Origin of the sequence: Stappia sp. (genome assembly GCF_040110915.1) — a bacterium.
Classification (GTDB): Bacteria; Pseudomonadota; Alphaproteobacteria; order Rhizobiales; family Stappiaceae; genus Stappia.
In genome coordinates, this window is the sequence record NZ_CP157793.1 from 1,250,302 (window position 1) to 1,276,963 (window position 26,662).

Annotated in this window: 24 protein-coding genes and 1 tRNA gene; 16 read left to right on the plus strand and 9 right to left on the minus strand. The window is 67.1% G+C overall.

Annotated features, from left to right (window positions below):
- Positions 1–19: 19 nt before the first annotated feature.
- The 3 genes from ABL312_RS05385 to ABL312_RS05395 are packed head-to-tail and all read left to right on the plus strand — an operon-like array spanning position 20 to position 3,736.
- On the plus strand, positions 20–718 hold the full coding sequence (locus tag ABL312_RS05385; RefSeq protein WP_349360348.1) for a YggS family pyridoxal phosphate-dependent enzyme: 699 nt from the start codon (positions 20–22) through the stop codon (positions 716–718).
- 31 nt (positions 719–749) lie between these two features.
- Positions 750–2,096, plus strand: a complete 1,347-nt coding sequence (locus tag ABL312_RS05390; RefSeq protein WP_349360349.1) for a hypothetical protein — start codon at positions 750–752, stop codon at positions 2,094–2,096.
- Positions 2,097–2,143: 47 nt separating this feature from the next.
- Positions 2,144–3,736, plus strand: coding sequence for an amino acid adenylation domain-containing protein (locus tag ABL312_RS05395; RefSeq protein WP_349360350.1), 1,593 nt, complete (start codon positions 2,144–2,146; stop codon positions 3,734–3,736).
- A gap of 119 nt (positions 3,737–3,855) precedes the next feature.
- Here the strand turns inward: ABL312_RS05395 and ABL312_RS05400 are convergent.
- The 6 genes from ABL312_RS05400 to ABL312_RS05425 all read right to left on the minus strand — a co-directional run bounded on the left by ABL312_RS05400 (position 3,856) and on the right by ABL312_RS05425 (position 10,387).
- Positions 3,856–3,929, minus strand: a tRNA-Cys gene (locus ABL312_RS05400).
- Positions 3,930–4,063: 134 nt separating this feature from the next.
- The gene (lpdA, locus tag ABL312_RS05405) at positions 4,064–5,464 is read right to left on the minus strand and encodes a dihydrolipoyl dehydrogenase (RefSeq protein WP_349360351.1); all 1,401 of its coding nucleotides are present in this window, start codon (positions 5,462–5,464) and stop codon (positions 4,064–4,066) included.
- Between the two features lie 4 nt (positions 5,465–5,468).
- Positions 5,469–6,803, minus strand: coding sequence for a dihydrolipoamide acetyltransferase family protein (locus tag ABL312_RS05410; RefSeq protein ID WP_349360352.1), 1,335 nt, complete (start codon positions 6,801–6,803; stop codon positions 5,469–5,471).
- Between the two features lie 4 nt (positions 6,804–6,807).
- A complete protein-coding gene (locus ABL312_RS05415; RefSeq protein ID WP_349360353.1) occupies positions 6,808–7,821 on the minus strand; it encodes an alpha-ketoacid dehydrogenase subunit beta in 1,014 nt (337 codons plus the stop codon).
- 2 nt (positions 7,822–7,823) lie between these two features.
- Positions 7,824–9,056 carry a 3-methyl-2-oxobutanoate dehydrogenase (2-methylpropanoyl-transferring) subunit alpha gene (locus ABL312_RS05420; RefSeq protein WP_349360354.1) on the minus strand — a complete coding sequence of 411 codons (1,233 nt, stop codon included), beginning with the start codon at positions 9,054–9,056 and terminating at the stop codon, positions 7,824–7,826.
- A gap of 131 nt (positions 9,057–9,187) precedes the next feature.
- Entirely contained in the window at positions 9,188–10,387 is a 1,200-nt protein-coding gene (locus ABL312_RS05425) for an acyl-CoA dehydrogenase family protein (protein WP_374730198.1), read from the minus strand.
- Between the two features lie 215 nt (positions 10,388–10,602).
- Between ABL312_RS05425 and ABL312_RS05430 the strand changes: the two genes are divergently transcribed.
- Entirely contained in the window at positions 10,603–11,067 is a 465-nt protein-coding gene (locus tag ABL312_RS05430; protein ID WP_349360356.1) for an Lrp/AsnC family transcriptional regulator, read from the plus strand.
- A 189-nt stretch (positions 11,068–11,256) separates the two neighbouring features.
- Here ABL312_RS05430 and ABL312_RS05435 read toward each other — a convergent pair whose 3' ends face one another.
- On the minus strand, positions 11,257–12,345 hold the full coding sequence (locus tag ABL312_RS05435) for a metal ABC transporter solute-binding protein, Zn/Mn family (protein ID WP_349360357.1): 1,089 nt from the start codon (positions 12,343–12,345) through the stop codon (positions 11,257–11,259).
- A gap of 328 nt (positions 12,346–12,673) precedes the next feature.
- Here ABL312_RS05435 and ABL312_RS05440 point away from each other — a divergent pair, with 328 nt between their 5' ends.
- The 4 genes from ABL312_RS05440 (at position 12,674) to ABL312_RS05455 (ending at position 15,186) form a co-directional block, all read left to right on the plus strand.
- Complete coding sequence (locus tag ABL312_RS05440) at positions 12,674–13,543, plus strand: metal ABC transporter ATP-binding protein (protein WP_349360358.1); 870 nt, start codon at positions 12,674–12,676, stop codon at positions 13,541–13,543.
- The gene (locus ABL312_RS05445) at positions 13,533–14,378 is read left to right on the plus strand and encodes a metal ABC transporter permease (RefSeq protein ID WP_349360359.1); all 846 of its coding nucleotides are present in this window, start codon (positions 13,533–13,535) and stop codon (positions 14,376–14,378) included. The genes ABL312_RS05440 and ABL312_RS05445 overlap by 11 nt, the downstream gene beginning before the upstream one ends.
- A complete protein-coding gene (locus ABL312_RS05450) occupies positions 14,375–14,785 on the plus strand; it encodes a Fur family transcriptional regulator (RefSeq protein WP_349360360.1) in 411 nt (136 codons plus the stop codon). The genes ABL312_RS05445 and ABL312_RS05450 overlap by 4 nt, the downstream gene beginning before the upstream one ends.
- Positions 14,786–14,946: 161 nt before the next feature.
- Positions 14,947–15,186, plus strand: a complete 240-nt coding sequence (locus tag ABL312_RS05455; RefSeq protein WP_349360361.1) for a hypothetical protein — start codon at positions 14,947–14,949, stop codon at positions 15,184–15,186.
- A gap of 56 nt (positions 15,187–15,242) precedes the next feature.
- Here ABL312_RS05455 and ABL312_RS05460 read toward each other — a convergent pair whose 3' ends face one another.
- A complete protein-coding gene (locus tag ABL312_RS05460) occupies positions 15,243–16,160 on the minus strand; it encodes a LysR substrate-binding domain-containing protein (protein WP_349360362.1) in 918 nt (305 codons plus the stop codon).
- Positions 16,161–16,262: 102 nt separating this feature from the next.
- On the opposite strand from ABL312_RS05460, the gene ABL312_RS05465 reads away from it, so the two are divergent.
- The 7 genes from ABL312_RS05465 (at position 16,263) to ABL312_RS05495 (ending at position 23,199) form a co-directional block, all read left to right on the plus strand.
- Positions 16,263–17,477, plus strand: a complete 1,215-nt coding sequence (locus ABL312_RS05465) for a Xaa-Pro peptidase family protein (protein WP_349360363.1) — start codon at positions 16,263–16,265, stop codon at positions 17,475–17,477.
- Positions 17,478–17,498: 21 nt separating this feature from the next.
- Positions 17,499–18,467: a TRAP transporter substrate-binding protein gene (locus tag ABL312_RS05470; RefSeq protein WP_349360364.1), complete on the plus strand. Its 969-nt coding sequence runs from the start codon at positions 17,499–17,501 to the stop codon at positions 18,465–18,467.
- 59 nt (positions 18,468–18,526) lie between these two features.
- Positions 18,527–19,057 carry a TRAP transporter small permease gene (locus tag ABL312_RS05475; RefSeq protein WP_349360365.1) on the plus strand — a complete coding sequence of 177 codons (531 nt, stop codon included), beginning with the start codon at positions 18,527–18,529 and terminating at the stop codon, positions 19,055–19,057.
- A gap of 11 nt (positions 19,058–19,068) precedes the next feature.
- Complete coding sequence (locus ABL312_RS05480) at positions 19,069–20,376, plus strand: TRAP transporter large permease subunit (RefSeq protein WP_349360366.1); 1,308 nt, start codon at positions 19,069–19,071, stop codon at positions 20,374–20,376.
- 108 nt (positions 20,377–20,484) lie between these two features.
- Positions 20,485–21,228, plus strand: a complete 744-nt coding sequence (locus ABL312_RS05485; RefSeq protein ID WP_349360367.1) for an arylmalonate decarboxylase — start codon at positions 20,485–20,487, stop codon at positions 21,226–21,228.
- An 82-nt stretch (positions 21,229–21,310) separates the two neighbouring features.
- On the plus strand, positions 21,311–22,117 hold the full coding sequence (locus ABL312_RS05490) for a sulfite exporter TauE/SafE family protein (protein ID WP_349360368.1): 807 nt from the start codon (positions 21,311–21,313) through the stop codon (positions 22,115–22,117).
- Between the two features lie 17 nt (positions 22,118–22,134).
- Positions 22,135–23,199, plus strand: a complete 1,065-nt coding sequence (locus ABL312_RS05495) for an ornithine cyclodeaminase (protein WP_349360369.1) — start codon at positions 22,135–22,137, stop codon at positions 23,197–23,199.
- A 309-nt stretch (positions 23,200–23,508) separates the two neighbouring features.
- Here the strand turns inward: ABL312_RS05495 and ABL312_RS05500 are convergent, their stop codons facing one another.
- Entirely contained in the window at positions 23,509–25,005 is a 1,497-nt protein-coding gene (locus ABL312_RS05500; RefSeq protein ID WP_349360370.1) for a PLP-dependent aminotransferase family protein, read from the minus strand.
- Between the two features lie 203 nt (positions 25,006–25,208).
- Here ABL312_RS05500 and ABL312_RS05505 point away from each other — a divergent pair, with 203 nt between their 5' ends.
- Positions 25,209–26,570 (plus strand): aminotransferase class III-fold pyridoxal phosphate-dependent enzyme, encoded by a 1,362-nt coding sequence (locus ABL312_RS05505; RefSeq protein ID WP_349360371.1) that lies wholly within the window; start codon positions 25,209–25,211, stop codon positions 26,568–26,570.
- Positions 26,571–26,662 lie beyond the last annotated feature (92 nt).

A 26,662-nucleotide genomic window follows, 5' to 3' on the forward strand; every position in this document is an offset into this window, starting at 1 on the left:
CGAGGAGGGGAAATCCGCGATGGATGAAACGCTCGATCGACTGACCGCCGTTCTGGACCGGATTTCGGCCGCCGAACAGGCGCGCGGCGGGGTCCGCCCGCCGGTGACGCTGGTTGCCGTCTCCAAGACCTTCGAGGCCGACGCGATCCGCCCGGTGATCGCCGCCGGCGCGCGTGTGTTCGGCGAGAACAAGGTGCAGGAAGCCCAGGGCAAATGGCCGGCGCTCAAGGAGGAGTACCCGGACGTCGAGCTGCGCCTGCTCGGGCCCTTGCAGTCCAACAAGGCGCGCGACGCGGTGGCGCTGTTCGATGTGATCGAGACCGTCGACCGCGAGAAGATCGCCGCCGAGATCGCCCGGGAGATCCGCCGCCAGGGCCGCGCGCCGCGCCTCTACGTTCAGGTGAACACCGGCCGCGAGCCGCAAAAGGCGGGGATCGACCCGGATGCGGCGGTGGAATTCGTCGCCCGCTGTCAGGACGTGCATGGTCTCGCCATCGAAGGGCTGATGTGCATCCCGCCGGCCGGGGAAGACCCGGTTCCGCATTTCGACCTTCTCGTGCGCCTGGCCGAGGCCGCCGGCCTGCCGGGGCGCTCGATGGGCATGTCCGGGGACTTCGAGACCGCGATCCGCCGTGGAGCCACCAGCGTGCGGGTCGGCTCGGCGATCTTCGGCAGCCGCACCTACGCCCAGAACCCCGCGCCTGAAACCACGCGCTGAGCTCGACCGGAGCAGTCAGGGATTGTCCGCCATGAACATGCATCACAAGCTGAACTACACCGTCACCCACCACTTCGACGGTCTCGACATCTCCGAGCGCGAGACGCGCCGGCTGCTCGACATCGCCAGCTGGAACGGCGTGGTGCCGACCTTCACACGGCGCGGGCGCGGCGCCTGGGAAGCGCTCCACGAGCCGGTCGCCCTGAAGGCCGATCCGGGCGTCACCTTCAAGGCGGCCAAGCTCAAGGGCGTGGGCCTGTGGAACCCGATCCTGCCGGGCGACGCGGAGTATTCCAACAAGCTCCATGACGACATGAGCCAGGATCCGGTGCCGCCGCTCACCGACCTGCTGGAATACCTCGTGACCTATCCGCATTTCGGCATCTCCAACGAAGCCGAGTACAAATACGCCTATTCCTCGCCGAGCCCCATCGGCGGCATCGTGCACGAGCGCGCGCATCGCGAGTTCTGGTCCGCGCAACGCCTCATCGAACATGGCGTGCCCTCCATCGCCCCGCTCGCCGTCATCGAATACGACGAGAGCTTGCGCTTCCAGGGCCAGCCGATGGGCGCGGTCCTGACGCTGTCGCCGGGCTCCGCCTCCTATCGCATTTCCGAGATCCTGTTCGGCGCGGGACTGACGCGCGGCACCGATCCGGCCTTCGACGCGCATTACGACGAGATCCGCGCATCCCTCGGCATCGAGGGCGACCCGGACGACGAGCGGGTGCGGCTTCAGGTCATTCAGGCGCTGGCGCGCGAGGCCGGCAAGCTGCTGCACGACTTCTCGCTGACGGGCCTTTATCGCTACTCCGGCGACTGGGGGAACTTCGTCTATTCGGCGGAGAGCGGGAAGCTCTTCCTGATCGATCTCGACAGCGTGCAGGACATGGGCAACCTGCCGGCGGACGTGAAGGCGATGCAGGCCTGGCGCGATCTCGTCAGCGCGATCTACCGCATGACCGGCAAGCTCGGCTATCCGACGTCGCTCGACAAGTACACGCTGGACAATCTGCTGGAGTTCGACCCGATCACGGCGAAGATCAGCGGCTATTTCCCCGATGTCCCCGAGGACGAAATCCGTCCGCTCGCCCGCCGGCTGTGGAACTACTTCATTCCCCACTTCTTCCTCTTGAAGAAGCACCGCGAGGCGATCCGCACCGAGTGGGACGGCGACCGGCGCAAGAGCTACAAGATGGATCACGACCTCTTCTACATTCTGGCGCTGACGACGCTGCGGCCGCTGTTCGAGCGCTCCGCCGTGGGGCGGATGTACCCGTCCGCGATCACCGAGGACGACATGTGGGGCAAGGCCGAACGGTTTCTCGGGCCGCGCTACGAATACTTCAAGTATCTCATGCGCACGCCGGTCGCGTGAGGCGAGACGAAGCTCAGGGGAAACCCGCTGGCCGAAAGGAGGCAAGGATGGCGCGCACCGTCGTCGACCTGATCGCGCGCGCGGCCGCCCGCGCGCCGGAGCACGAGGCCGTTTGTCACGAGAGCGCGACGCGCAGCTACGCGGATCTCGACATCGAAAGCCGGCGCATCGCGCGGGCGCTGATCGAGGCGGGCGTGGCGCCGGGCGACCGCGTCGGCGTCTATCTCGACAAGACGCCCGAGGCGGTCGCGGCGCTGATCGCGGTGATGACCGCCGGCGGGATCTGCGTGCCGCTCGACCCGACCGGCCCGGTGCCGCGTCTGGCGCGGATCGTGGCCGATTGCGGCCTGGCCGTGCTGATCTCCAGCGGCAGCAAGGCCGCGCGTCTCGACGCCCTTCTGGAGGAGGGCGTCGATGTCCAGACGATCCTGTGTCTGGGCGCCAAGCCGCTGGCGCTTTCGCGCGAAGATGTGCGGATCGTCTCGGCCGAGACGGTCGCCGCAACCGTGCCGCTGGAGATGGCCGTGCCGCGCATCGAGGACGATCTCGCCTATATCCTCTATACCTCGGGCTCCACCGGGCGGCCGAAGGGGGTGATGATCACCCATCGCAACATCGTCGCCTTTGTCGAGTGGGCGACGGGCTATTTCGACATTCGCGCCGGGGATCGCGTGTCCTCGCATGCGCCGTTGCAGTTCGATCTCTCGCTCTTCGATCTTTATGTCACCCTGAGCGCCGGCGCGACCGTCTGTCTCGTGCCGCAGGGGATCGGCTTTCTCGCGGTGGATCTCGCCAGTTTCATCGCCGATCAGCGCATCACCGTGTGGCAGTCGGTGCCCTCGGTGCTGATGCTGATCAACCGGATCCTCGACGGACCGCGCGCCGATTTCGACGCGCTGCGGCTGATCTTCTTCGCCGGCGAACCCTATCCGCCGACCGCGCTCGCCGACCTGATGCGCAAGATCCCGCAGGCCCGCTACGTGAACATCTACGGCGCGACGGAGATCAACGACGTCACGGCGCATGAGATCGAAACGCCGCCGTCCGGCGCGGCCTTGCCGATCGGGCGCGCCTGCGATCACATGCAGGTGCTGGTGCTGGACGAGGACGACCGGCCGGTGTCGGAGGGTGTAGGCGAGTTATGCGCACGCGGGCCGACGGTCGCGCGCGGCTACTGGGGCGATCCTGAGATGAGCGCCCAGAAGTTTGCTCAGAACCCGCTGCACGATGCGTTTTTCGATCCGCTGTATCGCACCGGCGATCTTGTCCGCGTCGAGGCCGACGGGCTGATCCACTACGTCGGCCGGCGCGACGCGCAGGTGAAGATCCGCGGCTATCGCATCAACATCCGCGAGGTGGAGGACGCGCTGCTGACCCATGCCGGGATTTCCGAGGTCGCAGTGGTCGACCGCGAGACGGACGGCGGCGGCAAGATGCTGGCCGCCTTCGTCGCAACGAAGGCCGAGGTGGAACTGACCGCGCGCCAGGTCAAGCGCCATGTGGCGGCGGCGCTGCCCAACTACATGGTGCCGGAGGAAATCGTGCTCGCCTCCGATCTGCCCAAAACCGCCACCGGCAAGATCGACCGTGTGCGGCTGAAGGGCGAGGGGCTGGCGGAGCGCACGACGCAGACGGCTTGATTTGACGGCGTGATTTCGCCGCGCGATCCGGGACGCCGGATTGCCCCCGCACGCCAATGTCACGGCGCCGACCGCGAAAGTTGGGCCGCGGATCGAGAACACGTCGAGAGGGAAGGGGGTGGAGGCCTCGCCTGGACTCGAACCAGGATAGAGGGAGTTGCAATCCCTTGCGTCACCATTCCGCCACGAGGCCAGCCGGTCCGCCCGCCCCAGGTGGGCGAGCGATCCGACATCCCTATTGGAGCGGATCGGCGCGCCCTTGTGAAAGTCCGTTTGCGTTTGACGTCAAAGGCTTCGCGTCTTGACCGGCGCAGGCGGGCGAGGCAATCAGATATGCAGCGCGTGGCCCATCGCGGCGAGGGCCGCTTCCTGCAATCCCTCGCTCTGCGTCGGGTGGGCGTGGATCACCCCGCCGATATCCTCGATGCGAGCGCCCATCTCGATGGCCACCGCAAAGGCGGCGGAGAGTTCCGACACCCCGGTACCGACCGCCTGGAGGCCGAGCACCAGCCCGTCCGCCTTGCGCGCCACCACCCGCACGAAACCTTCCTCGGCCTCCATCGACATGGCCCGCCCGTTGGCGGTGAAGGGGAACTGGCCTGTCGTGATCTCCGCCCCGGTCGCCCGCGCCTCCTCCGGCGACAGACCGCAGGTGACGATCTCCGGATCGGTGAAACACACCGCCGGAATGCAGCGCTTGTCCCAGCGGCGCGGCTGGCCCGCGACGATCTCGGCGACCATCTCGCCCTGGGCCATCGCGCGGTGGGCGAGCATCGGCTCGCCGGTGACGTCGCCGATGGCATGGACCCCGGTCATGGAGGTCTGGCAGCGGTCGTTCACGCGCAGGAAGGGACCGTCGGTCGCAAGCCCGAGGCCGGCGATATTGGCGCTGTCGGAGTTCGGCCGCCGGCCGACCGTGACGAGGATCTTGTCGGCGGGAAGATCCTGCACCGTGCCGTCGCCGGTCTCGATCTCAAGCCCCTGCGCGCCGAGGCCCTTCGCCTTGGTGTTCACATGCACCTCGACGCCGAGCGCATGCAGGGTCTTCAGCACCGGACGGGTCAGCGCCGTGTCATATTGCGGCAGGATGTGGCCTTCCGCCTCCACGATGGCGACCTTGGCGCCGAGCTTGGCGAAGGCGATGCCGATTTCCAGCCCGATGTAGCCGGCGCCGACGATGGCCAGACGCTCCGGCACCTCAGTCAGCGCCAGCGCCTCGCTGGAGGAGATCACCTTGCCCCCCGACCGGTGATCGAAGGGCAGGAAGGGCAACTCCACGGGCGACGACCCGGTGGCGATCACCACCGTCTCGGCGCGGATTTCCACCGCGCTGTCGTCGGTCGTTACCTTCACCGTCTTGCCGTCGAGAAAGGTCGCCCGGCCCGTGATCAGCCGCGTCCCGGCCTTCTTCAAAAGGCCTGCGACACCGGCGTTCAACCGCGAGACGATGCCGTCCTTCCAGGAGACCGTCTGGGCGAGGTCGATCGTCGGGTTCGCCACCGAAATGCCCAGCGTCGAGGCGCCGGCGAACTGGGTCGCCTTATGGAATTCCTCGGCGGCATGGATCAGCGCCTTTGAGGGAATGCAGCCGACATTCAGGCAGGTGCCGCCGGGCTTCTGCTCGTCGACGACGATGGCGTCGATCCCGAGTTGCCCGGCACGGATGCCGCAGATGTAGCCGCCCGGGCCGGCGCCGAGGATCAGGAGCTTGCAGGTCAGGTCGCTCATGGCATCACTCCTCGACGAACATCAGGGCAGGGGCTTCGATGAGCCGTTTCAGCGTCTGCACGAAGACCGCCGCGTCCCATCCGTCGATCACCCGGTGGTCGAAGGAGCACGACAGGTTCATCGTCTTGCGCGGCTGGAACGCCTGGCCGTCCCACACGGGGCGCACGCTCATCTTGTTGACGCCGACGATGGCCACCTCCGGATGGTTGATGATCGGGGTGGTGGCGATGGCGCCGAGCGGGCCCAGCGAGGTGATCGTGATGGTCGAGCCGGATAGCTCCTCGCGCGCGGCCTTGCCGCTGCGCGCCGCCTCGGCCAGGCGCTTGAGCTCCGCCGCACTCTCCCACAGAGACTGCGCCTCGGCGTGGCGCACCACCGGAACGGTGAGACCGGCCGGCGTCTGCGTCGCGATGCCGACATGCACCGCGTCCGACTGGGTGATGCGGCCGGCGTCGTCGTCGAAATGCGCGTTCATCTCCGGGTGGTCGCGCACCGCCGTGACGATGGCGCGCATCAGGAAGGGCAGCACCGTCAGCTTGCCGCGCGCCTCGCCATGGGCGGCGTTCAACTGGCCGCGCAGTGCCTCCACCGCCTCCATGTCGATTTCCTCGACGATGGTGATATGCGGAATATGCGACCAGGACTGCGCCATCTTCTCGGCGATCTTGCGCCGCATGCCGAGCACCTTGACCTCGCGCGTGCCGGTCAGCGGCATCCGTCCCCCGCCGCGCGCGACCGCCGGCCCGTGCTCGATATAGGCGTCGAGATCCTCGTGCAGGATGCGCCCGGCCGGACCCGATCCGCCGACGAGGCGCAGGTCGATGCCGGCGTCCTGGGCGCGCCGGCGCACGGCCGGGGAGGCGAGCGGCTTCTCGCCCTTCGCCAGCGGCTGACGCGGCGCGCCGCCGCGTGCCGGCGGGGCGGAGACGGGCGCGGGCGCAGGCGTTTCGCTGGTGGCGGGCTCCGGCGGCGTGTCGGACGTCGATGCCTTGTCCGGTTCCGTATTCGCGGTCGGGGCAGCGTCCGCTCCGCTCTTCCGTTGGCCCGCGCCATCGCTCGCAGTCTTTGCCGCCGGCGTCGCGCTGTCGTTGCCCGCGCCCTCGACCTCGAGCTGGATGAACTTGCCGCCGACCGCGACGGTGTCGCCCGGCTCGCCGCACAGCCAGACGACCTTGCCCGAAACCGTGGAGGGAACCTCGACGGCCGCCTTGTCGGTCATCACGGTGCCGAGCACGTCGTCTTCTTCCACCGCATCGCCGACGGCGACGTTCCATTCGGTGAGTTCGGCTTCGGCGATGCCCTCGCCGATATCGGGAAGGGTGATGGTGTAGAGACCCATGAGCCTAACCCTCCAGGACCTGAGTGAAGGCGCGCTTGATGCGGTCGGGACCGGGGAAATAGGTCCACTCCTGCGCATGCGGATAGGGCGTGTCCCAGCCGGTCACCCGGACGATCGGCGCCTCGAGATGGTAGAAGCAGCTCTCCTGCACCAGCGCGCTCAGCTCCGCGCCGAAGCCCGAGGTCTTGGTGGCCTCATGGACGATGACGCAGCGCCCGGTCTTCTTCACCGAGGCCTCGATGGCGTCGAGATCGACCGGCAGCAGCGTGCGCAGATCGAGGATTTCGGCATCGACGCCGGCTTCCTCGGCGGCCGCTTCGGCGACATAGACCATCGTGCCGTAGGCGAGCACGGTGACCGCCTCGCCGGCGCGGCGGATCTTCGCCTTGCCGAGGTCGACCGTGTAGTAATCCTCGGAGACATCGCCGAGCTCATGGTTCTTCCAGGGCACCACGGGGCGGTCGTGATGACCGTCGAAGGGCCCGTTGTAGAGCCGCTTGGGCTCCAAAAAGACGACCGGATCCGGATCCTCGATCGCGGCCAGCAAGAGCCCCTTGGCGTCGCGCGGGTTGGACGGCACGACGACCTTCAGCCCCGACACATGGGTGAACAGCGCCTCCGGGCTCTGGCTGTGGGTCTGGCCGCCAAAGATGCCGCCGCCCGTCGGCATGCGGATCACCATGGAGCAGGTGAAGTCGCCGGCCGAGCGGTTGCGCAGGCGCGCGGCCTCCGACACGATCTGGTCGTAGGCGGGATACATGTAGTCGGCGAACTGGATCTCCACGACCGGCTTGAGCCCATAGGCCGCCATGCCGATGCCGGCGCCGACAATGCCGCTTTCGTTGATCGGCGCGTCGAAGCAGCGATGGGGTCCGTATTTCTTCTGGAGCCCGGCGGTGCAGCGGAACACGCCGCCGAAGTAGCCGACATCCTCGCCGAAGACGACGACGCGGGAATCGCGGTCCATGGCGATGTCGTGGGCGTTGCGGATCGCCTCGATCATGGTCATGCGGGCCATGGTCAGTACCCCGCTTCCTGGCGTTGCCGGGCGAGATGCGGCGGCATCTCGGCATAGACCTCGTCGAACATGTCGCGCGGCGAGGGATGCGGGCCGGAGATCAGCGTGCCGTGGCTTTCCGCCTCCCGCTGCGCGGCGCGCACCTCGTCGACGATCTGCGCCTGCGCCTGGACGTGGCGGTCCTCCGACCATTCGCCGATGGTGATCAGATGCAGCTTCAGCCGCTCGATCGGATCGCCCAGCGGCCAGGCGGAGCCTTCCTCCTTGGAGCGATAGGCGGACGGGTCGTCGGAGGTGGAATGCCCCCCGGCGCGATAGGTGACGTGCTCGATCAGCGTCGGCCCGAGGCCGGAGCGGGCGCGCTCCACCGCCCAGCTCGCCACCGCGTGAACCGCGAGATAGTCGTTGCCGTCGACGCGGATCGCCGGGATGCCGAAGCCGTGGCCGCGCGCGGCGAAGGTCACCGCCTTGCCCTTGGCCATGCCCTGAAAGGTGGAGATCGCCCACTGGTTGTTGACGATGTTGAGGATCACCGGCGCCTGATAGGTCGAGGCGAAGACCATGGCGGCGTGAAAGTCGTTCTCGGACGTCGAGCCGTCGCCGATCCAGGCCGCCGCGATGCGCGTGTCGTGGGAAATCGCCGAGGCCATCGCCCAGCCCACGGCCTGAATGAACTGGGTGCCGAGATTGCCCGACACCGAGAAGAAGCCGTGCGCGCGGGAGGAATACATGACCGGCAGCTGCCGGCCCTTGAGCGGATCGGCGGCATTGGAATAGATCTGGTTCATCATGTCGGTCATCGGGTAGCCGCCGGCGATCAGCAGCCCCGCCTGCCGGTAGGTCGGGAAGTTCATGTCGCCGTCGTCCAGCGCCATGCGGAAGGCGCAGGCGACCGCCTCCTCGCCGAGGTTCTGGACGTAGAAGCTGGTCTTGCCCTGGCGCTGCGCCTTGAGCATGCGCTCGTCGAATTGCCTCAGCAGCATCATGTGACGCAGGCCCTCGCGCAGGGCGTCGGCATCCAGCGTGCCGGCCCAGGGGCCGACCGCCTCGCCGGCCTTGTTGAGGACGCGGACCACCGAAAAGGCCATGTCGCGCATGTCTTCGGGCGCTTCCGTTACGTCGGGCCGGCGCACCTCGCCGGCGCGCGGGATCTCGAAATCGGAAAAGTCGGGCGTGTCGCCCGGCCGGCAGCCCGGCTCGGGCACATGCAGGGCAAGCGGTCGTGGCGCGGTCATGAGATCTCCCCCTGGTGGTCCGGCTCCGGGGTGGTCCGGCTTTCGGTCTGCAGCGGTCCCGTTGGCCGGGTTGTTGCTCTTGGCCGCCTGGCGGGCGGGCAGCGGCAGGGTGCGCCAGGCGCTTCGTCGCGTCATCCGCGTTCCGCGATCAGGGCGCGCGCGGTGATCACCCGCATGATCTCGTTGGTGCCCTCCAGGATCTGGTGGACGCGCAGGTCGCGGACGATCTTCTCAAGTCCGTAGTCCTCAAGATACCCGTATCCGCCGAGAAGTTGCAGGGCGTCGTTGGCGACGCGGAAGGCGGTGTCGGTGACGAACCGCTTGGCCATCGCGCAATGCTTGGTCGCGTCGCTCGCCTGCGTGTCGAGCTTCCAGGCCGCCTGACGCAGGAACACGCGGGCCGCCTGCAACTCGGTCTCCATGTCGGCGATCTTGAACTGCAGGCCCTGAAACTGGTCGATCGTGCGGCCGAAGGCGCTGCGCTCGCCCATGTACTCGAGCGCGGCGCTCAGCGCGGCCTGGGCCCCGCCGAGCGCGCAGGCGGCGATGTTGAGCCGCCCGCCGTCGAGCCCCTCCATGGCGTAGGAAAAGCCGCTGCCCTCGTCGCCGAGCAGATGGTCGGCCGGCACCTCGCAGCCGTCGAACTGCACCTGGGCGGTGGGCTGGGCCTTCCAGCCCATCTTGCGTTCGGCCGCGCCGAAGCTCAGCCCGTCGGTGTTTTCGGGCACGACGAGCGTCGAGATCCCCTTCGGCCCGTCGGCGCCGGTGCGGCACATGACGACGTAGAGATCGGAATAGCCGCCGCCGGAGATGAAGGCCTTGGCGCCGTCGAGCCGGTAGCCGTCCGCGGTGCGCGCGGCCCGGGTCCGCAGCGCCGCCGCATCGGAGCCGGAGCCCGGTTCCGTCAGGCAGTAGGAGGCGATCGCCTCCATCGACACGAGTTGCTCCAGCCAGCGCTCGCGCACCGCCGGCGTGGCGTATTTCGCCACCATGTTGGTGCACATGTTGTGGATCGAGATGAAGGCGGCGACCGAGGGACAGGCCCGCGACAGCGCCTCGAACACCAGCGTCGCGTCGAGCCGCGTCAGCCCGGTGCCGCCAAGCTCCTCGGGCACGTAGATCGCGCCGAAGCCGAGGCCGCCGGCCTCCTCCAGAACGTCGCGCGGAATGGTGCCGTCCCGCTCCCAGGCATAGGCGTGGGGGGCGATGGCCTGCCGGCCGAAATCGAGGGCCGTGTCGAAAATTAGGCCCTGTTCCTCGGTGAGTGCGAAATCCAAAGCCGCCGATCCTCCATCACCCGAACGCGCGAACCGAATGCGCGCAAGCGGCATCCTCAAGACCAGATCGCCGCGCGACCGACCTGCCCGGCGGCGGCGCGTCACGACGATCGCCGGGCGATCATGGCCGGCAAGCCGCGATGCCCGCATGTGTTGCTCGGGAGAGTATTGCGCGCGGGGGTCGAAATGTCATATCGAAGATCCTCGAAAATCCGGCATGTGGCGGAAGAACGTTCTGCTGAAGCCCTGATATGAGGAGGAAGCTTTCGATGGCGCGACAGATCGACGAAATCGACCGGCGCATCCTGCGGGCGCTGGTCGCCAACGGACGCATTTCCAACGCGGACCTGGCCCGTGAAGTGGGCCTGTCGCCGAGCCCCTGCTGGCAGCGCGTGCGGCGGCTGGAGGAGGAGGGGATCATCGCCGGCTATACGGCGGTGCTCGATCAGCAGGCGCTCGGCGTCGGCGAGACGGTCATGGTGGAAGTCTCGCTGGACCGTCACGACGCGGACGTGCTGGCGGCCTTCGGCCGGGCGATGGCCGAAACGCCGGAGGTGCTGGAGGTGCATCTGATGGCGGGCGACTACGACTATTTCGTCAAGATCGCGGCCGACGGGACCAAGGGGGTAGAGGAATTCCTGCGCGAGCGGCTGTTTCGCATCGAGGGCCTGCGCCACTCCAAGTCGAGCTTTTCGCTGCGGTGCCTCAAGGCGGCGGGGTCCTACGTGCCGTGAAGAGACTGAAGGCAGCGGGGTTCCACGTGCCGTGAAGAGACTGAAGGCAGCGGGGTTCCACGTGCCGTAAAAGACAAAAGATCTAAAGGCAGCGGGGTCCCGCGTGCGCGGCTCCGATGCGCAAAAAAAAGCGCCGCTCCTTTCGGGGCGGCGCGTCAGGTCAGGCATGTGTCGGGTTCGCCCGGCGGCTCAGCTTTCGCCGGCGAGGCAGTCGCGGAGCGACCCGGCCATCGCGCGCACGGTCTGGGCGTAGTGATCCGGGCCGGCGTCGATGCCGGCGCCGAGCGGGTCGAGCACGCCTGTGCGGGCCTGCGTGCCCTCGATCACGACGGACACCACCGCCGGTTCGAACTGCGGCTCGGAGAAGACGCAGGTCGCGTCGAGCTCGCGGATCGTGTCGCGGATCTCGGCGAGGCGGGCGGCGCCGGGCCTGACCTCCGGCGAGATCGTGATGCCGCCGACTGCGGCCGTGCCGAAGCGGCGTTCGAAGTAGCGATAGGCGTCGTGGAAGACGATGTAGCCCTTGTCGCGCACCGGCGCGACCACGTCGCGGACCTCGGCGATCAGTGCATCGAGCTTGGCGATCTGCGCCTCGGCGTTCTCCGTGTAGCGGGCGGCGTTGTCGGGATCCCTGGCGACGAGCGCGGCCTCGATGGCGCGCACCATGGCTTTCGCGTTTTCCGGGTCGAGCCAGATGTGCGCATCGACCGATCCGTGATCGTGGGCGTGCTCGTCGTGCCCCTGCGCCTCGTGCGCATGATCCTCGCCAGGCTTGTCGTCGTGATCATGCGCATGATCGTCATGGGCGTGATCGTCGTGGTCATGGTCATGCCCGTCATCGGCGTGCGCATGCTCGTCTTGGTCGTGGTCGTGGTCGTGGTCGTGCCCGTCGTCGCCGTGGCTGTGCTTCTCGAAGCGGCCGCCTTCGCGCGGGGCCAGCGTCTCAAGGCCCGGAGCGTCGATCAGCTCCACGGAGGTGGCACTCGCGGCGATGGTCTCGATGGGCTGCTCCAGGAAGGTCTCGAGTTCGTGCCCGACCCAAAAGACCATGTCGGCCTCCTGAAGCTGCGCCGCCTGCGAGGGCTTCAGCGAATAGGTGTGCGGAGAGCCCGCGCCCTCGATGATCAGCGCCGGGTCGGTGACGCCCTGGGTGACCGCCGCGACGAGCGAATGGATCGGCTTGATCGAGGCAACGATGCGCGGTGCCTCGGCCAGCGCCGGCGTCAGCGAGGCCGCGAGCAGGGAGGACGACAGGAGGAGAGTACGCAGTCGAAACATTCTGTGCTCCGTTTGGACGCGAGGGGACCGGGAGGATCGGGCGATGCACCGACGGCGCGGTGCGACATGTTATAAAATCACGTGATTGCGTTATGCTATAACGTGTGCCATACCGCTCCGCAAGAGGGTGTCCGCGAAAATGCGTGGCGCGTGCAAGAGACGGCTGACATGCTTGCCGGACAGGGGCCGCGTCTGCGCGACGCGCTCCGTCCGCGTCCCGTCAATGTGGCTTGCATCGCTGCGCCTGCCGGGGCAGATCCGACGGGGCAAAAAGCGCGGACCGAAAACGAGGAAGGTTCTGTTGGGGACTGCAGGAAACGGGTCCGCCGTGACCCGGCACGAGGCGCGACCGCCGCTTCTGGCGCTGACCGGGGCCGGCGTTGCCCGTGAGGGGCGCTGGCTCGTCCGCTCGGTGGATCTCGAGGTGCGTCCGGGCGAAATCGTCACGCTGATCGGACCGAACGGGTCCGGCAAGTCGACCACCGCGAAGATGGCGCTCGGGCTCATCGCTCCCGACGAGGGACGGGCGGAGCGCAAGCGCGGCCTGCGCGTCGGGTATGTGCCGCAGAAGGTGGCGGTCGACTGGACGCTGCCGCTCACCGTCGAGCGCTTCCTGTCGCTGACCGGGCCGGTCACGCGCACGGAAGGCGAGGCGGCGCTGGCCGCAACCGGCATTCCGCATCTTTCAAAGGCGGATCTGCGCAACCTGTCGGGCGGCGAGTTCCAGCGCGCGCTGCTGGCGCGCGCCATGTGCCGCAAGCCCGACCTGATGGTGCTCGACGAGCCGGTCCAGGGCGTCGACTTCACCGGCGAGATCGCGCTCTACGAGCTGATCGGCAAGATCCGCGACGACCTCGGCTGCGCGATCCTGCTGATTTCGCACGATCTTCATGTGGTGATGGCGGCGACGGACCATGTGGTGTGCCTGAACGGCCATGTGTGCTGCCAGGGCACGCCGACGACCGTTGCCTCCAGCCCGGAATATAAACGGTTGTTCGGCGCGCGCGCCGCGGGAACGCTGGCCGTCTACGAGCATCACCACGATCACACGCATCTGCCGGACGGCCGCGTGCTGCATGCCGATGGAAGCGTCACGGCGCATTGTCACCCCGGCGACGGGCACCACCATGCGCATGACCATACGCATTCGGGGAGTGACGTTCGCGACGCGGCCGGGGAGAGATCCGATGTTCGATGATTTCTTCGTCCGCGCGATGGTGGCGGGCGTCGGCGTCGCGCTCGTCGCCGGGCCTCTCGGCTGCTTCGTGGTCTGGCGGCGGCTTGCCTATTTCGGCGACACGCTCTCGCATGCCGCGCTGCTCGGCGTCGCGCTCGCCTTCCTGCTGGAGGTGAACATCACGCTCGCCGTCTTCGCGGTCTGCACGCTCGTCGCGCTGGCGCTGATGGCGCTGCAGCGGCGGGCCTCGCTCTCCTCCGACGCGCTGCTCGGCCTGCTCGCCCATTCCGCGCTGGCGCTGGGCCTCGTCGCGCTCGCCTTCATGACCTGGGTGCGCATGGATCTGATGGGCTTTCTCTTCGGCGACATTCTCGCGGTCTCCGTGGCCGACATCCTCGTCGTCTATGCGGGCGGAGCGGCTGTTCTCGCCGTGCTCGTGTGGATCTGGCGCCCGCTCTTCGCCGCCACCGTCAACCGGGAGATCGCGGAGGCCGAGGGTCTCGCCCCCGGGCGCGCCAATTTCGTCTTCATGCTGCTGATGGCCACCGTCATCGCCATCGCCATGAAGATCGTCGGCGTGCTGCTGATCACCGCGATGCTGATCATTCCCGCCGCCGCCGCCCGGCGTCTGGCCGCCGGTCCCGAGCACATGGCCGTGCTCGCGGCCGCACTCGGCGTCGCCTCCGTCGTGCTGGGGCTGTCCGCGTCGCTGCAATGGGACACGCCGTCGGGCCCCTCCATTGTCGTCGCGGCGCTTCTGCTGTTTCTTCTCAGCCTCGGCCCGCTCGGGCGGCTTGCGCCCTTCGGCGGCCGCCGGGCGCGGGCACCGGCGCACAAGACGGAGGCGCAGCGATGAGCGAGACCGCGCACACCCCGGCGGGGCTCACCCGCAATCAGGCCCTGGTGCTGGAGGCGCTCGCCCGCGCCGACGCGCCGCTCACCGCCTATACGATCCTCGACCAACTGCGCGAGGAGGGCTTTCGCGCCCCGCCGCAGGTCTATCGGGCGCTCGACAAGCTGGTGGAAAGCGGACGGGTACACCGGCTGGAAAGCCTCAATGCCTTCGTCGCCTGTCGGCATCCGGGCTGCGACGGGCACACCACCGTCGCCTTTGCCATTTGCGAGAATTGCGGCAAGGTCGCCGAGATCGGCAACGACGCGCTGGTGAAGAGCCTGCGCGCGATCGCGCGCGGCGAGGGCTTCGAGATCAGCAAGACCACCGTGGAACTGCGCGGGCTCTGCGCGGCCTGCCGGGCCGGCTGAGCGCGTCCGCGCCGCGCGCGCCGGGACTGCGCGCCAGGGGCGGCGCTCGGTCGCATGGCGCGTCTGGCGTGTTCCGTCCATTTACGTAGGCGAGGGGGCTGGCCCTGCGGGCGTCGCGACGTCACGGGGCCGAACATCAATCGCAAACAGGACGGATCCGAATGACTTCTCTTCTCATGCGCGTGCCGATTCTCGGGTGGTTCATCCGCAGCGCGGTCAACGGCAGTTACGCCGAGCGCATCGCGCTCATCCTCAACGTGCTCGTGCTCTACGGCATCGCCGTCGCCTATGTCGGCTATCCGCTGGTGATCGTCACCGCGCTGACGCTCACCGGGCTCTATCTGCTCGGCCTCGTCCTGCTGACGTCCCAGGGCCTGTGGTCCAAGGCCACGCTCGACTGACCGTTCGCGTCACGAACCGGGAGCGGCGGACATCTCTGCGCCGCTCCCGCGCGTGATCATGCCGCGGTCGCCTCGTCGATCATCTCCTGTGTCGCGCGCGCCTTGTCCAGCAGGAAGGCCACGAGATCCTGCGCGATCAGCGGCAAGGCCCAGTGTTCGGGCAGGATCAGACAGACATTCATGAAGAGCGTCGGATCGAAGGGGCGGAACCTCAGTCCCTCATCCAGCGCGTTGAAGGCCGACAGCGCATCGACGAGCCCGGCACCGACGCCATGGCGGACCAGTTCGCAGGCGACATTGCTCGAAAAGGTCTCGATGCGGCGGTTGCCGTCCGGTGTCACCTCGTCCATGACCATCTCGATGTTGAGCCGCTCCTGATCGTAGTTGCGCAGAGACACCATCTGCGTGCCGCGCAATTGGTTGGCGTTGACGCTCGCATGGCGGGCGAGGGGATGGCCCGCCTGCATCAGGCACACCACCGGCAGTTTCAGCAGGGGGATGAGCTTCAGTCCCGCCACCGCGTCGCGCGGCGTCAGGCCGATCCCGACATGCACCCGCCGCGCCGCAACCGCGCTCCAGATCCAGGAAGAACTGCGCACGGGCAGCGACAGCGAAACCTTTCGATGGGACTGCACGAAATCCGCGATCGTGTCGGGGAGCCACTTCTGCGCGATGAGCGGCATGGCGGCGAGAGACACCTCGCCATGCTGGCTGTCGCGCAGGTCGGCGGCGAATTTTCTCAGGAATCCGAGGCCGGTGTAGACCCGCTCGACCTGGTTGAACAGCGCGAGCCCTTCGGCCGTCGGCACGAGCTTGTTGCCGGTGCGCTCGAACAGCTTCATGTCGAGGTCGTATTCCAGCAGTTTCAGGTGCTTGGAGACCGAGGGCTGGGCGATGTTGAGGTTTTCCGCCGCCCGTGTGACCGAGCCGGATTCCATGATCGCCTTGAAGATCTCGATCTGTCGGATGTTCATGCGACATTCCTTTTTTTGCGACTGTAGCGAATAAATTGTATTTTTCGCTATGTCACGCATCCGTCATGGTCCGACCTGCATCGAGGCTTGGGAGGATGACGGATGACGGTGGGTCGGGCGCATGAACTGTCGCAGAGCCAGTTGGAGATACTGGCTGCCGAGCGGAAGGTCTGGCCGGCCGAGTTGAGCTTTCCCGAGCACGTCTATGCCGAACGGCTCGACGTCGTGCAGCAGGATCTGCTGGCGCGCGGCCTGTCCGGCGCCGTTCTCTTCGACCCCGAGAACATGTTCTGGCTCACCGGCTACCAGACGATCGGCTACTTCACGTTTCAGGCGATGTTCGTGCCGATCTCCGGCAAGCCGGTGATGATCACCCGCGTCGTCAACCGCGACATGGCGCTGGCGCTGCCCACGATCGCCGATGCGGTGGCGATCTTCGACACGCAGGATCACATCGACGTGCTGGCCGCGACCCTGCGGTCCCGCCAGTCGACGGGCCGCATCGGGCTGGAGACCACCAGCCGCTATCTCAATGTCCACGACCACGTCCGGCTGGGCGAGCACATGGGCGCGCGTCTCGTCCCCTGGACCGGGGTGATCGAGGGCCGGCGCATGGTGAAGAGCGCGGCGGAGCTCGAGCGGATGCGCCATGCGGCGCGCGCGGTCGAGGCGGGGATGGCCGAGGCGCTTGCCACCGTCGCGCCGGGCCGGACCGACAACGATCTCGCCGCCGCGCTCTATCGCGGCTCCATCGCCGCGGGCAGCGAATACATCGGCCACCCGCCGATGGTGGTGTCCGGCCCGCGCAGCGAACTGTGTTTCGCGCTCTGGAAGCGCAACACCATCCGCAAGGGCGACGTCGTGCTGCTCGAGGGCGCGGGCTGCGTCGACCGCTATCACGCGATGATGGCGCGCTCGGCCGTGGTCGGGCGACCGAGCGACGAGCACAAGGCGACGGCGGAGGCTCTGATCGAGATCCTGGAAACCGCCACGCAGGCCATTCGCCCCGGCGTCACGGCGGGCGAGGTCGACCTGGCGGTCCGTGCCAGGGTCGAGAAGCGCGGGCTCGGGCGCTACTTCAAGAGCCGCACCGCCTATGGCATCGGCATCGGCTTTCCGCCCAACTGGGCCGAGGGACACATCTATTCGATCCGGCCGGACGATCCGCTGGAGCTTCTGCCCGACATGACGTTTCACATCATCCCGACGATGTTCCGCGAAGGCTTCGGCATGGCCATCAGCGACAGCGTGCGGGTGACGGAAACCGGATGCGAGGTGCTGACGCACCATCCGCGCGACTTGCTGATCGTCGACTGACTTCAACCTGGGAGGAACATCATGAAACGCTTTGCCCTTGGCGTGGCCGCGGCCGCGATGCTGGCCGCCGGCGCCGCGCGCGCGGAGACCTGGGACATGCCGGTCGCCTATTCGGCCGGCAACCACATCTCGCAGTCCTATCTCGCCTTCGCGCAGGAGGTGACCGAAAACTCCGACGGCGCGCTTGAGATCGTCGTGCACACCGCGGGGTCGCTGTATGCCGGGGCCGAGATCCTGCGCGCGGTGCGCTCCGGGCAGGTGCCCATCGGCGGGCGCTACATGGGCGCGCATGCCAATGAGGATCCGATCTTCGGCCTCGATACGGTGCCCTTCCTGGCCACCGACATGGAGCAGGCCTGGAAGCTCTACGAAGCCTCGCGCCCGGCGATCGAGGCGGCGCTGGAAGAGCGCGGCATGAAGCTGCTCTACATGGCGCCCTGGCCGGCGCAGGGGCTGTTCTCCAAACCCGAGGTCAACTCCCTGGAGGACATGGCGGGGGTGAAATTCCGCGCCTATGACGCGCCCACCTCGCGTCTCGCCGGCCTGATGGGGGCCGTGCCGACCACCACCGAGGCATCCGAGATCAGCCAGGCGTTCTCCACCGGCGTCGCGGAGGCGATGATCGGCTCGGGCGCCATCGGCGTGTTTCAGAAGCTGTGGGACTACGTCGATCACTTCTACACCGTGAACGCCTGGATCCCGAAAAGCGCGGTCGTGGTGAACAGGGACGCCTTCGACGCCCTTGACGAGGAAACCCGCGCCGTTGTCCTGCGCGCGGCGGAAAAGGCCGAGGCCGACGTCTGGGCAAATGTGGAAGAGGTCGCGCGGGGGTACAACGAGACGCTCGCCGAGAACGGCATGAAGGTGCTTGCGCCCTCCCAGGCCCTGGCCGACGGCTTCGCCGCCATCGGCCGGACCATGTCCGAGGAATGGGTCGAGAACGCCGGAGAGCGGGGCGCCGAAGTGCTCCGCGTCTATCGGGCGAAGTGAGACCCGCGTCTCCGGTCGCGGCCGGCCGGAGACGCTCCCCTTGAAGGCAGGACAGCGACATGCAACCGGTACTTCTCTTCCTGGATCGGACACTGACGCGGTTTTACCGGCTTTGCGGAATGCTTGGCGCGTGTTTCATCGTCGTCATCGTCGGGGTCGTCATCCTGCGGATCCTGTCCCGCCTCATGGGATTCTACGTTCCGGGGCTGGCGGAATACGCCGGGTACAGTCTCGCCATCGCCGGCTCGCTCGGGCTTGCCTACACCTTCGGCGAGCGCGGCCACATCCGGGTCGAACTGCTGATCGAGACGCTGGAGCGGAAGGCCCGCTTCCGTCTGGAAGTCTTCGTGCTGACGATGGCCTGCGGCATCGCTTCCTATGCGGCGTGGTACACCGCCCGGCTCGCCTATGTGTCCTGGCTCTACGAGGATCACTCCTCGAAGTCCGACGCGATGCCGCTCGCCATTCCGCAAGCCCCCTTCGCCCTTGGCTTCGTCCTCTTCGCCGTCTGCCTGATCCACACGCTGGTCCGCGTTCTGCTGACCGGGCGCCTGGGCGGGCTGGAGCGAAAGTCCGACGACGCGCACTGAGGAGCAGGACGATGTTCGAGATTGCACTCTCCGCCTTGCTGATCCTGTCGCTTCTGATCTTTCTCGGGTCCGGGCTGTGGATCGGCCTGTCGCTGCTGGGCGTCGGCCTGCTGGCCATGGCGGGTTTCACCTCCCGTCCCGTCGGCGACGCGATGGCGACGACGGTCTGGGCCCATACCTCGCTGTGGGGGCTGGCCTCTCTGCCGGTCTTCATCTGGATGGGCGAGATCCTGTTTCGCACGCGCTTGTCGGCGAGCCTGTTCAACGGCCTGTCGCCGCTGATGCGCCGGATGCCCGGCGGTCTGCTGCACGTCAACATCATGGGCTGCGCCACCTTCGCCTCGATTTCCGGCTCCTCCGCGGCAACGCTTGCCACCATCGGCAAGGTGACGGTGCCGGAACTGCGCAAGCGCAAGTACCCCGACAGGATGGCCTATGGCACGCTGGCGGGCGCGGGCACGCTGGGGCTCCTGATCCCGCCGTCGATCACCATGATCGTCTATGGCGTCACCGTGCAGGAAAGCATCGGCCGTCTCTTCATCGCCGGCATTCTGCCCGGTCTGATGCTGGCGGGGCTTTTCATCGGCTACATCATGATCTGGGGCATGGTGACGGAGGAGGGGCGCCGGCATCGCGAGGAGCCCGCCTCCTGGCGCGAGAAGCTTCAGGGCCTGCGCGAACTCGCGCCCGTCGCCGGGCTCGTGGTGGCGGTGATCGGCTCGATCTACACCGGGATCGCCTCGCCCACCGAGGCCGCGGTGCTGGGCGTGGTCGGGGCGCTCGCGATCTCCGCGCTGCAGGGCGCGCTCACCTGGGAGAGCTTCCGCGACAGTCTGCTGGGCGCCACGCGCACCACGTCGATGATCATGCTCCTTCTCGCCGGCTCCGCCTTTCTGACGCTCGCCATGGGCTTCACCGGCCTGCCGCGTGCCCTGGCGGACTGGATCGGGGGCATGGACCTGCGCCCCTGGATGCTGATCGCGGTGCTGACCGTGTTCTACATCATTCTCGGCATGTTCCTGGACGGGATTTCCTCGATCGTCCTGACCATGGCCGTCATCGAGCCGCTGGTGCGCGCCGCCGGGATCGACATGATCTGGTTCGGGATCTTCGTGGTGCTCGTCGGGGAAATGGCGATGATCACCCCGCCCGTCGGCTTCAACCTCTTCCTGGTGCAGAGCATGACGGGTCGCGACATCGGGTTCATCGCCCGCGCGGCCGTTCCCATGTTTCTGCTGATGGTGGTGGCCGTCGTCCTGCTGACCGCCTTTCCGCAGATCGCGCTCTGGCTTCCCGACGTCATGACGCAGCGCAACTGAGGAGACACTCATGTACAGATCCGTCCTCGTTCCCCTCGACATTCACGACAGCGACGGTTGCCTGCGCATCGTGCGCCACGCGGAATGCTCGGTCCTGGTGGTGCGCTCATGAGGTTCGCGCCCGAATTCGACGCCGGCCCCCATCCGCGTGCCCAGATCGGGTTCCTGGCGGTCGCCAATGCCGATCTCATCGAACGCGACATGTTCGCCATGTGTCCGATGGGAGTGGGGCTGCATTTCACCCGCGTGCCGATGGGAACGGCCTGCACGCTCGCCAATCTGGCGGCGATGGAGGGGGACTTGCAGGCGGCGCTCGCCACCTTGATGCCCGCGCGCGACGACACGGACGTGATCACCTTCAACTGCACGTCGGCGAGCTTCGTGATCGGGGACACCAAGGTGCGCGATATCATCCAGGCACAGCGCCCCGCGGTCGCGGCCACCACGATGGTCACCAGCGTCGTGTCGGCGCTGCGCGCGCTCGGCGTGCGTCGGATCGCGATGGGCACGGCCTACACCCCTGATATCAACCTCATGGAGCGTGCGTTCCTGGAGGCGCGCGGCATCGACTGCGTGTCGATGGAAGGGCTGGACCTGCTGACCGACCGGCAGATGAACCGGGTCTCGCCCGCCAGTCTGCTGGCGTTCGCCGCGCACGTGGACCGGCCCGAGGCCGAGGCGGTGTTTCTCAGTTGCGGCGCCCTGCGCAGCGTGGAAATCCTTCAGGAGGCCGAGGCGCGGCTCGGCAAGCCCGTCATCTGCTCCAATCAGGCGAGCCTTTGGGAGTGTCTGCGGCTTGCGGGCGTCGGGGACAGGATCGCGGGCTTCGGGACATTGCTGCGCGACCTCTGAGCGCGGGCCGAGCGGACGCGCCGGCCGGTCGGCGTCACGAGACGAGAACCGGACCGAGACGAAAACTGGACACGGGGTGACCATGCTTGCGCTGTTTGTCTTCATGTTGGCGATCGGCGCCTTCGCCGGTGTCATGGCCGGGCTGCTGGGCGTTGGCGGCGGCATCGTGCTGGTGCCGGCCTTCTTCTATCTGTTCACCAGCCTCGGCTATGGCGGCGATCAGGTGATGCAATTGTGCCTGGGCACGTCGCTGGCGACCATCGTCGTCACCTCGCTCCGCTCCCTGCAGGCGCACAATCGCAAGGGGGCCGTCGACTGGGAGATCCTCAGGGGCTGGGGCTGGGGGATCGCGCTCGGCGCCGTCATCGGCGGTTTTGCCGCCTCCGCCCTGCGCTCGGAGGTTCTGCAGGCCGTCTTCGGATTTCTCGGCATTCTCGTCGGCTGGTATCTCGCCTTCGGCAAGTCGGGGTGGCGGATCGCCGAGGCGCTTCCCAAGGGGGGCTTGCGCGCGGTGCTGTCGTCGGTTCTGGGCTTTCTTTCGGTGTTGATGGGGATCGGCGGCGGCAGCCTCGGGGTTCCCCTGATGAGCCTGCACAATGTGGCCATCCACCGGGCGGTTGCCACGGCCGCCGGTTTCGGTCTGGCGATCTCCATTCCCGCGCTGCCCGGCTTCCTGAGCGTCGACATTCCCGCCGACGTGCGTCCGCCGCTGACGCTCGGGGCGATCAATCTTCCCGCCTTTGCCCTTGTCATCGCCATGACCCTGATCACCACGCCCTACGGCGCGCGGCTGGCGCATGCGATGGACCCCAAGCCGCTGAAGCGCGTCTTTGCCGTGTTCCTGACCCTGGTGGCCCTGAACATGCTGCGAAAGGCCTTCGGCTTCTGAGATCTGGAGAAACGCCAATGAACACCTCCGCGAAATCGCCGGCGCCCTCGCATCTTGCCTATGTTCCCTTCGTCAGTGTCGAGAACATGATGAAGCTGGTGCATCGCATCGGCATCGAAGAGATGCTGCGGGATCTGACGGACTGGATCGAGGAAGACTTCCGCAAGTGGCCGCAGTTCGACAAGACACCGCGCGTCGCGTCGCATTCCGGGGTCGGCGTGATCGAGCTGATGCCGACGTCGGACGGCGAGATGTACGGCTTCAAGTATGTCAACGGTCATCCCAAGAACACCAGCGAGGGCCTGCAGACGGTGACGGCCTTCGGCCTTCTCGCGGAGGTCTCGACCGGCTACCCGGTGCTCCTGAGCGAAATGACCGTCCTGACCGCGTTGCGCACGGCCGCGACCTCGGCCATGGTGGCGCGGCATCTCGCGCCCGGGCGGGCGCGCACCATGGCGATGATCGGCAATGGCGCGCAGTCGGAGTTTCAGGCGATGGCAATGCGCGCGGTCTGCGGCATCGACCGTCTTCGCCTCTTCGACAAGGACAGCCGCGCCACGGAAAAGCTGATGCGCAATCTGGCGGGTCAGGGCTTTCACCTGACCGCCTGCGCCGCGCCGGAAGAGGCCATCGAGGGCGCCGAGATCATCACCACCTGCACCGCCGACAAGCAATATGCCACCATCCTGACCGACAACATGGTCGGCGCCGGGGTGCACATCAACGCCATCGGCGGCGACTGCCCCGGCAAGACGGAATTGCACAAGGATATCCTGACGCGCTCGGACGTCTTCGTGGAGTATCCGCCGCAGACGCGCATCGAGGGCGAGATCCAGCAGATGCCGGAGGACTTTCCGGTCACGGAAATCTGGGAGGTGATCACCGGCGCGCGGCCCGGCCGCACGGACGAACGCCAGATCACGCTGTTCGACGGCGTGGGCTTTGCCATCGAGGATTTCTCCGCCCTGCGCTACGTGCGGGCGAAGGTCGAGGAAAGGGGACTGTGCGACCGGCTCGACATGATCGCGGATCCGGACGATCCGCGCGACCTCTTCGGCATGCTGCAGCGCGCGCGTCCCTGACGCGGCCGGCGCCGGCGCTTCAACAGTTGAACCAGGCGCGCCGAACAGCCCATTCGGTAGCGTGCGCGGATGTCGGGGGCGTTCAGACCGGCGGGTTGACGTCGTTTGCCGGCGGGACCCTCCGGAAGCGCATCATGCCCTTATCGGCGGGAACATCCGACAAGATGCCGACCCGTGCGAGGCGTCATGACTGCCTCCTGCGGGGTCTTGCAAGTCCCTCAACCCGCGTCGGGATCGAGATCGGGTGCGTGGCTTTGGAGACGCCGATGAAACTGGTCGGCCTCGGGCACTTCACGACGAATGGTGCAGCTAGCTACGTCGCGTGGTGTGCGCCGATCCGGTCATCTGGTCAAAAGCCGCGGCCAGTTTCTCCATGCCTTTCCTGATTTCCGGCTCTTCGGACGAGGCAAATCCAAGGAACAGGCCATTTGTCTTTTTCTGGCCGATATAGAAGCGCGAAAGCGTCGGGGCCACGACGCCTTTGTCGCGTGCCGCGGCCGAAAGGGCGACATCCGACAGATCTTCGTTCAGATAGACCGTCTGCTGCATTCCCGTACTCGTCGGCGTGTAGGTGACGGCGCCTCCGATCTGGCGCTCGATCTCCCTGAGGAAGGCGTTGCGACGCGCGAGATAGGCCTTCTTCATCTGCCGGACATGCTCGGAGAACCGGCCGTCGTCGATGAACTCGGCCAGGGCAAACTGGACCACCTTGCTGGCCGCCTGACCCGTGTGGTGCAGGGCGTTGGTGATGGCGGCGCACAGTTGCGGCGGAGCGACGAGGTATCCAACCCTGATCCCGGGCAACATGGTCTTGGAAAAGGTGCCCATATAGACCACCGAACGTCCCCGATCGAGGCTCCAGAGCGTGGAGATCGACGGACCCGCATAGCGGAATTCACTGTCGTAATCGTCTTCAATTATCAGGGCGCCGGAGCGCCGCGCCACATCGAGGAGCTTCAGACGCCGGACGAGCGAGAGCAGCACGCCTTTCGGACACTGGTGCGAGGGGCTTGTATAAATCAGCTTCGGCGCGGGGGCGAGGTCGTCAGGAGGGTGAAGGCCCTGACTGTCGACCTCTATCGGCCGAAGGGCCAGACCCGCGCCGCGAAAGGCACCGCGCGCGCCGAGATAGCCCGGCTCTTCGATCCAGGCCGTGTCGCCGATGTCGGTGGTGACCCGCGCGAGCAGATCGAGAGCGGCCTGCGCTCCGTTCAGGACCACGATCTGATCCGTCTCCGGGCGGAACCCGCGGGTTGTCGCCAGATGGTCGGCAATGGAGCGCTTGAGTTCCTCGGTCCCGGCGATTTCGCCGTAGTCGAACCGCCTGATGGCGGAGCGTCGGGCGGCGCGGTTGATGTAGCGGGCCCAAAGCTCGTGAGGGAAGAGGTCCAGCGCCGGCAGTCCGGCGGCGAACGACCTGTCCTTGTACTGCGGAAGATAGCGCGGACTGTCGCTCAGGCTCTCTCCGCGGCGCGAGAGCCGGATGCGTGAAAGGGACGGTTCGTCGATGACTTCGGTGCTGGCGCGGATCTCCCGCAGCGCCGGCAAGTCGGCGACCTTCGTGCCCGCGCCCTGCACCGAAACCAGATACTGCTCCACGCAGAGATGCTCGTAGGCCGCGGTGACCGTGTTGCGCGACAGGTTCAGTTGTTCGGCGAGCTTGCGCGTCGAGGGAAGATCGGTGCCCGGCAACAAGGTGCCGTCGAGAATGGCCTCGCGGATGCCGTCGAAGAGCTGGGTCGCGAGCGTACGCTTGCTGTTGCGATCCAGGTCAAGGAATTCGAACAGCCCGACAAACCGCGCCACGGCACTCCCCCTTGTCCTCTTGTCGTATCGCCTTGCCGCACGGCGCGTGGGCAGAGGATCCCGCTTGCGAGCGAACGGACGCCAAGTGGCCCTTTTACTAAAAGATAATTGGCTCTGTTTCCAGAACCATTTGGCCGGTAGCTCTCGGTTTCCTTGTGAGAAACCGAAAGGCGAGAAAATTGGCGACATCGGCGCGACACGGATTGGATCTCGTTCACCAGTTCTCGGACCTTCTGGCGCATCGACGCGGCGAAACGACCACGATCGTCCGGGGGGAGGGCGTTCATGTCTTCGATGCCGAGGGCAACCGCTACATCGATGCGATGTCGGGGTCGTCCTGCGCCAGTCTGGGATTCAGCGACGACCGTCTTGTCCAGGCGATGACGGAACAGGCCGGAAAACTGCCGTATTACCACCTGTTCGCGCAGAAATCCCATGAGCCCGCGGAGCGCCTCGCGCGGCAGCTCAGCGCGATGGCGCCCGAGCATCTGAACCACGTGCTCTTCGCAAATTCCGGTTCCGAGGCGAATGACGCCGCGATCAGGATCGTCCGCGCCGTCAATATCAGCCGCGGACGGCCCGAAAAGCGGCGGGTGATTGCGCGGCACGCCGGCTATCACGGCTCGACGACGCTCAGCGCGTCTGTGACCGGGCAGGCCCACATGCGTTTCGGGTCGCGCGGCGTGTCCCCCGATGTCTGCTTCGTTCCGGAGGTCTGCTACTACCGCCACGGCCACGACGGCGAGAGCGAAGAGGCCTATGCGGCCCGATCCGCGGCGGAGCTGGAGGCGGCGATCCTTGCGGCCGGGCCCGATACCGTGGCGGCATTCATCGCCGAGCCGGTGATGGCGTCGGCGGGCTGCCTCCTTCCTCCGAAGGGGTATTTTCAGTTCGTCGACGAGGTGCTTCGGCGCCATGATGTCGCTCTGATCGCCGACGAGGTGGTGTGCGGGCTCGGTCGCCTGGATTCGCCTTTCGGCTCGACCAGATACGGTCTTCGTCCGGACCTGATGACGCTCGCCAAGCCGCTGACCGGGGGCTACTTCCCGCTGTCCGCGGTGCTGATGACGGACGAGATCTACGATGCGGTGACGCTTGAAAGCGCAAAATCCGGGTTGCTGGGACATGGATTGACCTATGGCGGTCATCCGGTCGGCTGCGCGGTCGCCGGCGCGGCGCTGGAGATCTATGCGCGAGCGGAATTCCGGAGAAACCTGCACGCAACGATCGCGGCATTCGAACGACATCTGGCCGCGATCGCCGATTCCCCGATCGTTGGCGAGACGCGGAATGCCGGCCTGCTCGGCGCGCTCGAGATCGTGGCCGACAAGACGACGCGCCAGCGCTTCGATGCGGTGGAAAACGTCACGCTGAAGATCGGCCGCGCGCTCCAGAAAAACGGAGTCATCACCCGCTGGACGCGCGAGACCGTCAACCTGTGCCCGCCGCTCGTTATCTCCGAGGATGAACTGGAGGTGCTGTTCGGCGCTCTGCGCGCATCGCTTGACCAGGTCGCCGCCGAAGTCGCGCGCAAGGCGGGGGAGGGCTCAGCCTCCTTCGCATGAAGTGGCCCACCCAAAATCAGAAAAATGGCCCTGCTCCAGGGGCAAATCGGGATCGGAGGCTTTGCTCGGCAACCGGGAGGCCCGCGCGACCG

Excerpts from the sequence above, each read along its gene's own strand:
- ABL312_RS05385 (WP_349360348.1), top strand. The coding sequence starts at position 20 with ATGGATGAAACGCTCGATCGACTGACCGCCGTTCTGGACCGGATTTCG.
- ABL312_RS05390 (WP_349360349.1), top strand. The coding sequence starts at position 750 with ATGAACATGCATCACAAGCTGAACTACACCGTCACCCACCACTTCGAC.
- ABL312_RS05395 (WP_349360350.1), top strand. The coding sequence starts at position 2,144 with ATGGCGCGCACCGTCGTCGACCTGATCGCGCGCGCGGCCGCCCGCGCG.
- lpdA (WP_349360351.1), bottom strand. The coding sequence starts at position 5,464 with ATGAGCGACCTGACCTGCAAGCTCCTGATCCTCGGCGCCGGCCCGGGC.
- ABL312_RS05410 (WP_349360352.1), bottom strand. The coding sequence starts at position 6,803 with ATGGGTCTCTACACCATCACCCTTCCCGATATCGGCGAGGGCATCGCC.
- ABL312_RS05415 (WP_349360353.1), bottom strand. The coding sequence starts at position 7,821 with ATGGCCCGCATGACCATGATCGAGGCGATCCGCAACGCCCACGACATC.
- ABL312_RS05420 (WP_349360354.1), bottom strand. The coding sequence starts at position 9,056 with ATGACCGCGCCACGACCGCTTGCCCTGCATGTGCCCGAGCCGGGCTGC.
- ABL312_RS05425 (WP_374730198.1), bottom strand. The coding sequence starts at position 10,387 with ATGCCGCTTGCGCGCATTCGGTTCGCGCGTTCGGGTGATGGAGGATCG.
- ABL312_RS05430 (WP_349360356.1), top strand. The coding sequence starts at position 10,603 with ATGGCGCGACAGATCGACGAAATCGACCGGCGCATCCTGCGGGCGCTG.
- ABL312_RS05435 (WP_349360357.1), bottom strand. The coding sequence starts at position 12,345 with ATGTTTCGACTGCGTACTCTCCTCCTGTCGTCCTCCCTGCTCGCGGCC.
- ABL312_RS05445 (WP_349360359.1), top strand. The coding sequence starts at position 13,533 with ATGTTCGATGATTTCTTCGTCCGCGCGATGGTGGCGGGCGTCGGCGTC.
- ABL312_RS05450 (WP_349360360.1), top strand. The coding sequence starts at position 14,375 with ATGAGCGAGACCGCGCACACCCCGGCGGGGCTCACCCGCAATCAGGCC.
- ABL312_RS05455 (WP_349360361.1), top strand. The coding sequence starts at position 14,947 with ATGACTTCTCTTCTCATGCGCGTGCCGATTCTCGGGTGGTTCATCCGC.
- ABL312_RS05460 (WP_349360362.1), bottom strand. The coding sequence starts at position 16,160 with ATGAACATCCGACAGATCGAGATCTTCAAGGCGATCATGGAATCCGGC.
- ABL312_RS05465 (WP_349360363.1), top strand. The coding sequence starts at position 16,263 with ATGACGGTGGGTCGGGCGCATGAACTGTCGCAGAGCCAGTTGGAGATA.
- ABL312_RS05470 (WP_349360364.1), top strand. The coding sequence starts at position 17,499 with ATGAAACGCTTTGCCCTTGGCGTGGCCGCGGCCGCGATGCTGGCCGCC.
- ABL312_RS05475 (WP_349360365.1), top strand. The coding sequence starts at position 18,527 with ATGCAACCGGTACTTCTCTTCCTGGATCGGACACTGACGCGGTTTTAC.
- ABL312_RS05480 (WP_349360366.1), top strand. The coding sequence starts at position 19,069 with ATGTTCGAGATTGCACTCTCCGCCTTGCTGATCCTGTCGCTTCTGATC.
- ABL312_RS05485 (WP_349360367.1), top strand. The coding sequence starts at position 20,485 with ATGAGGTTCGCGCCCGAATTCGACGCCGGCCCCCATCCGCGTGCCCAG.
- ABL312_RS05490 (WP_349360368.1), top strand. The coding sequence starts at position 21,311 with ATGCTTGCGCTGTTTGTCTTCATGTTGGCGATCGGCGCCTTCGCCGGT.
- ABL312_RS05495 (WP_349360369.1), top strand. The coding sequence starts at position 22,135 with ATGAACACCTCCGCGAAATCGCCGGCGCCCTCGCATCTTGCCTATGTT.